The sequence below is a fragment of the Streptomyces sp. NPDC021080 genome (assembly GCF_044333225.1).
Classification (GTDB): domain Bacteria; phylum Actinomycetota; class Actinomycetes; order Streptomycetales; family Streptomycetaceae; genus Streptomyces.
Genome location: NZ_JBIRQM010000029.1, coordinates 60,372 through 68,833, shown reverse-complemented (window position 1 = coordinate 68,833; position 8,462 = coordinate 60,372). Strand labels below are relative to the sequence as shown.

At 69.8% G+C, this 8,462-nt stretch carries 5 protein-coding genes and 1 pseudogene; 4 read left to right on the top strand and 2 right to left on the bottom strand.

Features of this window, described 5'->3' with window-relative positions:
- Window positions 1-298, bottom strand: a pseudogene (locus ACH4S8_RS42100) (IS200/IS605 family accessory protein TnpB-related protein); the annotation flags it as partial.
- Window positions 299-360: 62 nt separating this feature from the next.
- On the opposite strand from ACH4S8_RS42100, the gene ACH4S8_RS42095 reads away from it, so the two are divergent.
- The 3 genes from ACH4S8_RS42095 (at window position 361) to ACH4S8_RS42085 (ending at window position 4,259) form a co-directional block, all read left to right on the top strand.
- The gene (locus tag ACH4S8_RS42095; RefSeq protein ID WP_398404085.1) at window positions 361-660 is read left to right on the top strand and encodes an Imm1 family immunity protein; all 300 of its coding nucleotides are present in this window, start codon (window positions 361-363) and stop codon (window positions 658-660) included.
- 291 nt (window positions 661-951) lie between these two features.
- Window positions 952-2,775, top strand: a complete 1,824-nt coding sequence (locus ACH4S8_RS42090; protein ID WP_398404079.1) for a hypothetical protein — start codon at window positions 952-954, stop codon at window positions 2,773-2,775.
- A gap of 293 nt (window positions 2,776-3,068) precedes the next feature.
- Window positions 3,069-4,259: a hypothetical protein gene (locus tag ACH4S8_RS42085; protein WP_398404077.1), complete on the top strand. Its 1,191-nt coding sequence runs from the start codon at window positions 3,069-3,071 to the stop codon at window positions 4,257-4,259.
- A gap of 681 nt (window positions 4,260-4,940) precedes the next feature.
- Here the strand turns inward: ACH4S8_RS42085 and ACH4S8_RS42080 are convergent.
- Window positions 4,941-6,062, bottom strand: coding sequence for a PP2C family protein-serine/threonine phosphatase (locus tag ACH4S8_RS42080; RefSeq protein ID WP_398404075.1), 1,122 nt, complete (start codon window positions 6,060-6,062; stop codon window positions 4,941-4,943).
- 1,079 nt (window positions 6,063-7,141) lie between these two features.
- Between ACH4S8_RS42080 and ACH4S8_RS42075 the strand changes: the two genes are divergently transcribed.
- On the top strand, window positions 7,142-8,428 hold the full coding sequence (locus tag ACH4S8_RS42075; protein WP_398404073.1) for an RNA-guided endonuclease InsQ/TnpB family protein: 1,287 nt from the start codon (window positions 7,142-7,144) through the stop codon (window positions 8,426-8,428).
- Window positions 8,429-8,462 lie beyond the last annotated feature (34 nt).

The window sequence follows — 8,462 nt, the reverse complement described above, 5'->3', positions numbered from 1 at the left end:
GGCCGCGCCGGGCCAGCGCCCACAGGTCATGGGTGGCCTTCGTCAGCGACCCCGCCCACCGCGACGACGACAGCCCCGTCAGCTCCCGCTTCCGCGCCGCCCAGCTTTCGTTGTCGTGCTCCAGGCCGACCGCGCACCGCGCCTTCAGATCCCGCGCGGCGAGTGAACCCAGGTGGTCGCCGACCAGCCGCAGCACCCTCTCGTCCTGGGCAGTCAGGCCCTTGAGCCGGTCTCGGACCGCCACCCCCGACGGACCGGGCACCACGAACGACGCCGCCACCGACCGCAGATCACCCACACCGTCACCCCCAGCCCCATTCGGGCCGAACAGTCCGTCACCCCACCCAACGATCACCACCCATAGAGGTCACGCATTCGAGACGGGAACTTCCGTTCCCTCCCCGAACCTCGTACGAGCGGAAACCGTCAACACTCACTCACGCAGGCCAGAACACACTTACGCACAGTCAACAGGCAACAGTTGCCAACCCCCGGGAGTTCCTGGAGCCGACGGTGGTCCCTATCGACGTCGTGCGCCAGGCTGTGAAGGAGTTCGTCCTGTCCGGTGGTCAACGGCCCACGTGCCTTGAGTGGCGGGAAGAACCGTACCGACCCCTGGGCACGCATGGCGAGCGGGTTGCACGCAATGCAGCCAGGTGATCATTTGCCAGGTGGGCCCAGGCTCACTGCGCGCAGGCAGGCCTTGCTGTCGATCAGCAGCCGGCGATCAGGCTTGGTGCACAGACCAGGCAGTCGCTCGGGCTCCGGTAGCGCAGCGGCCCCCTGCCCGGTGAGGTCTTGCGACTACTGCTGAAGAGCGATTACAGGATCGACCCGCAAAGCTCCTCGGCCACTTCGAGTTCATCGGACCAAGGAGCCTCGTCGGTGCTGAGCGGGTGCTCGGCAGGCCATCCGCATCCGCTGCGGACAGCGTCAGTGACCATCCACTGCGTGCCACCAGCCCCGGAGCGCAGGAAGATCACGTGTTCCTTCGCCGGCACCTGCCGTCCGGCCCGTGCAGCCGACCTGTGCAGGGAGAGCGCACGCTTCGAGCCGCTGCGTGCGTGCGCGGACGGCATCCTCGGGTGCATCGCGTACTTCACCGCCTTGCCGGCCGAGGCCGCCGGCAAGGCGCGGCGCGGCGCGCACAGACATACGGCGGACCGGGCGACATCGCATGGGACACCGGCTCCTGGCCGTCGGCACGCGTACCCGGGCGGCAACGATCTCAAGATCGACAACACGGTCGACGCGGCAATCGATCGCTGCCACGATGTCCCGATGTCCTCCCCCGATCTTGCCGAACCGTGGCTGTGCGGTGTCGCGGCCAATCCGGCGGCACCCAGCGGCGTGCTGCTGCGTCTCCTGGCCACGCAGGCACGCGCTGCCTGGACGATCCTGTGCGAGGAACGGGACCTTCCCGCCGACGTCGTCGAGGCAGTGCTGGCGCACCCTGAGCGGGCGGTCCGCCGCAGCTTCGCCCGCAACCGACACGCCGCCGCCGGGCAGCGCGGCCGGCTCGTCGACGATCCCGACGCGCTGGTCCGTGCCGATCTGGCCTCCGGCCCCCGCCCCCGCTCGGAGAGGGTCGAGGAACTGCCGGACGCTGTCCTGGAAGCCCTGCTGACCGCGGACGACAACGACCCGAGCCAATTGCTCACAGCTAAGGAGATCAAGCAGGAACTGGAGTTCTCCGGGCAGATCTCGCAGGCGTTCCGCCGCCGGATGCCCGACCATCCCAACCCCGCCCTGCGGGCCCAGGCCGCCGGCTTGTGGCTGTGGCTGACCCCTGGGCAGCGTGACGCGCTCCTGACGGACCCGGACCCTGCGGTACGTGAAGCCGCGCAGCGCGGCAGCCGCGTCCTGGACCCCGCCGCGATGGAAGCCGAGTTGCCGGAGCGCGACTGCCACCATCGGGCCCTCCTCCTCGTCAACTACGCCGTCTCCCGCGAGGTCGCCCAGCGGTGCCTTGCCGAGCGGCGCGACCTGTGGCCGCTCGCCCACAACCCCCACACACCCGCCGACGTCGTCGCCCGCCTCGGACGCGACCCGGACCCCGAGGTGCGTGAACGAGTCGCCTCCCGTGCCGATCTGGACCCGGCGCTGCTGGCGGAACTGGCCCAGGACCTGGACGCCACCGTCCGCACCCGGGCCCGGCTGCAGCCGACCCGGCGCACCTGGCCACAGCGCAGTGCCATCGACCGGATCATCGGCCACACGGCCCAGAGCATCGGCCCGGTCGGTGAGATGTTCCTCGAGCCGGACCCGGGCTGGTATCAGGCGTGTGCTGTATCCGCCCATTCCGTGCTGCGCCGTGTTGCCGCGACCTGTGCCCATCTGCCCGAGGAACTGGTGCACCGGCTGGCCGAAGACCCGGACGCCGGCGTGCGCCACCTGCTGGCCTTCAACCACCCGCTGGCGCCGCCCGCCATCGTTCTCGAGGCGTTCATCGCCACACCGGGCCAACGCCGGTACCTGCTCAGGCTGCCCCGCCTGCCCCGCACCGGACTGCACCATCTCCTCGACCACGACGACGCGGACGTCCGCGCCCTGGCCGCCGCGGACACCACCCTGCCCCAGCCGCCCGTTCACCTGCTCGCCGACCCCGAGCCACACGTCCGCCGCGCCGCGGCCGCCAACCCGCTCCTCCCTCTCGACCTGATCTCATCGCTCCTGGACAACCCCGAGGTGGCCGAAGGAGCAGCAGCCAATCCGAGGCTGCCGACCGAACACCTGCATGAACTGCTCAACCTCTGCGGGCTCCCCCAGCTGTGACGTGAACCCGCCTGAGGTCATGCACGGAACTCCGGCCGGACCCGAATCCAGCGAGCGCCATGTCCGAGGGCTGCCCGACGAATCCCAAAGGGGTCTGCTGCACGAGACGGATACTGCCGGCCAGGGTAAGGAGGCAGACCCCTGGCAGAGTCCGGATCAGGCAACATCAACACCTCCGTGCGCCCATCCCAGGTGGCACCGTCCCCATCTTCGTGAACCGAAGGCCGTTCACGCCGTGCCGGGCCGTCGGCTCTGCTATGACTTGCCTGGGCAACGGTTGAGGGGACCACACCGTGTCGGAGTACCAGCACTACCAGTTCACGGTCGACACCCCGCTGACCGACGGGCAGCTCGCGCAGATCCGCGCGCTGACGACACGCGCCCACCTGACCCGGCACAGTTTCGTGAACACCTACAGCTGGGGCGACTTCAAGGGCGACCCCCGGCTGCTGGTGGAGACCCACTACGACGCTCATCTCTACTTCGCGAACTGGGGCACCCGGCGGCTGATCCTGCGGTGGCCGGCCTCCGCCCTGCCGCTGGACACCGCCCGGGCGTACTGCGCCGGTGACTCGGCACAGAGCTGGGAGAGCAACGGACGCGTCCTGATCGCCCTGGAGTCCGATCCCGAGGACGACGTCGAGGACTTCAACGACCTCTTCGGCTTCGAAGAGAACGACTTCGACGAGGCCGGCGGCCGGGACGAGGCGTGGCTGCCCTCCATCGCCCGTGCCCGTCGCCCGGTCGCCGAGAAAGACCTGCGCCTGCTCTACCTGGCCTGGCTGCTGCGCCTGCACGGCGGCGAACTCGATGACGACGACGTGGAGCCGTCCGTGCCGCCGGGCCTGGCCGATCTGCCCGAGCCGCTGACCGACCTGGCCGCCTTCCTGCGCATCGACGGAGACCTCATCGCGGCCGCAGCCCAGCACTCACCCCCTCTGGCCCCGCGCCCGACACTGGCCGCACACCGGGCCTGGACCGCCACCCTCGACCCACAGGACAAGGACGCCGTCCCCGCCCGACTCCTCCACGACGGCGCCCCCCAGCCTCTGCCCGGGCTGCGCCGCCGCCTCCTGAACAGCCAACCGGCCCTCGGCCCCACTCCCCCGCCCCGCACCGTCGCGAAACTCCGCGCCGCGGCCTCCGCCCACAAGGCGCTGCGCCTCGGCCGCGAGGAACAGCAGGCGGCCGAGGAACGCGAGCGGGCCGTGCGGCAAGCACACGAGGCCCAGCACCGGCGTCTGGCCGACCTGCAGCACGATCCCGAGGCGGCCTGGCACCGCGTGGGAGAACTTCTCACGCCGCGAGGCACCCGCAACTACCCCGAGGTCGTCCGCCTCCTGAGCGACCTGGCCGCCCTCGCCGACCGGGAGGGCACCACAGCCGCATTCACACAGCGGTACACCCGGTTCATCGCCGCCCACCGGACGAAGAAAGCCCTGCTGCGCGACCTGAGAGCCGGCGGACCGGCCTGTCCCCACTGACCCCCGCAGCGGACCGACTTGAACCAGGTCGGACTGACCTGAACCAGGTCCCGTCCGGGCGATGCCGACCGGACGGCGAGCTGTACCACACCCGCAACCACGGTACCTGCACAGCACACGGAACAGCCTGGACCACGTCCGACACCCAGACCCGCCGCGCCACCCACCGTTGCAACGGCCCGAGCATGTCCGGCGGCAGAACACGATCCCGGACAAAGCCACACCACCCGGCCGCCCCACCAGCGGAGACCGAAGACCGCCGGCCTTGAGCTCCGACCGGGCGCGACTGGATCGAGCCGCGCCGCAGATACGAACGGACACCGACACCACCCGCGCCAAAAGGCCACACCGCTTCATGCCGAAGACCCCGACCAGACGGAACACGATCCGGCACGGGCACCAGACGGAACAGTGCATTCCCTCCCAGGCGGATCAGCTCCACGCCACTCCCGTCGAACCCGCGGTATGGCATGCGGCAGCCATCACCCGCCTCGTCCTCACCGACCGGAACCCCCTGACCGACTGAGAAGCTCCAACCCCTCGCCCGTACCAACGCGCGTGCGGGGGGCAGCTGTTTCGGCCGCGGTATCCCGACGCCGGCACCGGACCATCCCCGGCGCGGGGAGCGGGGTAGGGACGCGGCTTGGAAGTGCAGGACGTCGTCGGTCCGGATGGCCTGGATCAGATGGCCAGGCGGCGGATCGCGACGACGGCCGCGTCGTCGCCGAGGTGGCCGTGGACGTGGGCCAGCAGGTCGTCCTGGAGACGGCGCAGGAGTTCGTCGGGGTCGTCTTTCGTCCACTGCGGCGCCCGCTCGGTGAAGGGGTAGAAGAGTCCGTCGACGTTGCGGGCTTCGATGACGCCGTCCGTGTAGAGGAGCAGGAGGTCGCCGACCTCGAAGGGGAAGGTCTGGACGTCGTAGGCGGCGATACCGAAGGCACCGCCGAGTCCGATCGGGAGGTGGCTCGCCTCGGCCGTGAGCGGAGTGAGGTGGTTCCCGCGCAGGAGGAGCGGGGGTGGGTGGCCGCAGGTGATGAGGTGGACGACCGGTTCGCGGTCGGGGATGTCGAGCAGGATGGCGGTGGCGAAGTCCTCGTTGATGTCCTGTTCCGCCGGTGATCGCCACTGGCTGGTGTCCCAGCGCAGAGCGGCGTCCAGGTGGACGGCGAGACGAGGGAGGGTGGCCTGCCGATGGGCGGCCGCGCGGAAGGCGCCGAGGAGCAGGGCAGAGTTGTTGATCGCGGCCAGGCCGTTGCCGCGCACGTCGCCGATGAGGAGCCGGGTGCTGTGGTGGACGGTCCGGGCGGCCGCGTACAGGTCTCCGCCCAGGTCGGCCTCCTGCTCGGCGGGGATGTACAGGCCGGCGATCCGCAGCGGGCCTGCCTGTGGGGGCAGGGGCTGCAGCAGCACGCTCTGCGCCGCCTCGGCCACCGAGCGCACCCGCAGCAACTGCCGCTCGCTGCGGTCCCGCACCACGCAGATGGTGACGCAGACGACGGAGACGATGATCAAGGCGGCGATCTGGGCCATGATGTTGGCCGTGGCGAGGACCCCTCGGAGCGCGCCGATCAGCACTTGGGCCGCCACCGCGAGAGCCCCGATCAGTGCCGTGGCGCGGGCACCGGCGAACGCGACCGTGAGCGCGGGCGCGGCCACCAGGAGCGGACCGAGGTGGATGTGCGGCGGAGCCAGCACATCCACCACACAGACCGCGACGATCAGCCCCACCGGGATCACGAGCAGCGAGGGGGCGTGGCCCGGCCTCCAGGAACGCCGCACGTCCAGCCGTGGTCGAAGGGCCATGCCTCACGCCTTCCGCTTACTTCCCCGAATGGAGACGGGTGCCGCTGCGAGGACCAGGGAGATCACCCTGGCCCGCCGCGCGGCCTGAGCCGCCTGGTCTCACCCAGGAGGCGCAGGCGTCGACAGGCACAGGTGTTCCCCACAGCGCCGAGCCATAATTCAGGCATTTTGGAACTTTAGTCGAATTACGGCTGTCCCGAATCGTGGTGCACCGCCGGTGAGCGCACCATGATGGCGTCGCGACCACGGCTTCGCGTGCCCTGAACACAGCTCGCGGGCCGGGCGGACCTCACGAAGGCCCCGTCCGGCTGCGCCTGCCCGCACTACTGGCCCGCCTCGATCAGGAAACACGCGACCGAATCCTGGCCACCGAACACTTCACCCGCATCGACACCGTCCCGCTCCGGCCGGCTCACACGCCCTGTCGCTCTGATCCCTGCGCCCGACCCCCATTCACGCTCCCGGGGGCCGCATCTGTGCCGCAGCCCGGCCGCTGATCCTTATCCGGGGCTTGTCGGGCCGATGGATCCCCGACGCGCCGAGGGTCCGGGCAAAGGGCAGGCTGGCCGGCCGGAGGCCGCAGTCCCGAACCCCCGACCCTCCCCCACACCGCGGACCCGGGTCGAAACCAGGGTTTACAGGTGGGCCCGCGCCCGCAGGAGGACGGTGTCGCAAGCTGCTACCGGCCAGGGCGTGGCGTTACTCTCAGTCAAGCAGCCATGTCGAACAGGTGCTTGATCGACACATTCCTCATGACTAGCCTCGTGAGCTCGCCAACTCCTCTTTGGGCAAACGTCGTTGGACACCATCCACCTTGCTTTCAGGTAGGGTGCCCGGTCCTTCAGGGCCGGGGTGAATACCTCGCTCCCGCGGAGCGGGTCAGGGAAAGCCGAATCGCCGCCAGGGCGGTTCGGCGTCTCGGGAGAGACGGTGATAAGGCCGGCCTCGAGCGGGTGCGGCACCTCGGAGCCGACGGTGACTGGCTGACTGGTGGTCGATAGCCGGGAATGGTCGCTCGCACGGGTGGTGTCGGTCGATGGTGTGGGCGGTCGGGGAACGTGCGGGCTAGGTTCACGGTCATGGCGCGGTTTCGGATGTATCCGACGGGTGAGCAGGCGGGCGTGATGCTCGGTCACTGCACGCATGCCCGGTATGTCTGGAACCTTGCCGTCGAGCAGCACGCGCACTGGTACAGGGGTCGCAGGGCGGCGCCCGGCTTCGCGGAGCAGTGTCGTCAGCTCACCGAGGCGCGGCGTGACAACGCCTGGCTCGGGGCCGGGAATGCGGATGTGCAGCAGCAGGCGCTGAAGGACTTCACCAAAGCCAAGAACGCCCGCTTCGCGTCCGGGTTCGGTGAGCCGACCTGGCGCAGGAAGCACGTGCACGAGGGCTTCCGCGTCATCGGCACCGACCGCATCGGGGAGTTCGAGGCGGACGGCTCACCGCAGCTGAACGCCAGGGGCAGGCAGGTCATGGGCCAGTCGGTCGTGGTGCAGAAGCTCAACCGCAGGTGGGCGCGGGTGAAGGTGCCCGGCTGCGGCTGGGTCCGCTTCCGACTCACCCGGCCCGAACTGCCCAGGGCCAAGACGTTCCGTGTCACCTTGCGCAACGGCCGGTGGCACATCGCCTTCGCCGTCGTCCCTGTGCCGGTCGATGGGCCCGGCACGGGTGAGGTCATCGGCATCGACCGGGGCGTGGCCATCACCGCCGCCCTTTCCGACGGGCGGAAGCTGAACTGCCCGCAGCTCACCGTCAAGGAACGCGCCCGGATCCGCAAGCACCAGCGCCGGGCCGCCCGCGCCCCCAGGGACAGTGAGCAAAAGAGCGCCGAGTACGCCAAGGTGGCCAGGCTCAAGGCGCGTGAGGCGGACCGGCGCAAGGACTGGTGCGAGAAGACCAGCACGATGCTCGCCCGCAGCTACGACCTGGTGCGGTTCGAGAAACTGAACATCAAGAACATGACCGCCTCCGCGAATGGGACGGTCGAACAGCCCGGCAAGAACGTCCGGGCCAAGGCCGGGCTGAACCGGGTGATCCTCGCCCAGGGCTGGGGCCTGCTGCGGCAGCGCACCGGACACAAGGCCTTCGGCCGCATTGAGGACGTCCCCGCCCCCTACACCAGTCTGCGCTGCAGCCTCTGCGGTTGGATCGACAAGAACTCGCGCAAGAACCAAGCCGAGTTCGTCTGCTCCTCCTGCGGCTTCACCTGCAACGCCGACACCAACGCAGCAAACAATGTCGCGGCAGGACAGGGCGGGATCCCCCGCCCCCGGCGAACAGCCGGTGCCGGAGGGGTGACAACGGCCACCGGCCGTTCGAACACCCGTGAACCCCAACCCACACGGGCTGAAATCCCCCACTTTTAAGAGGGGGAGGATGTCAATTACCCCAATAGCGTCG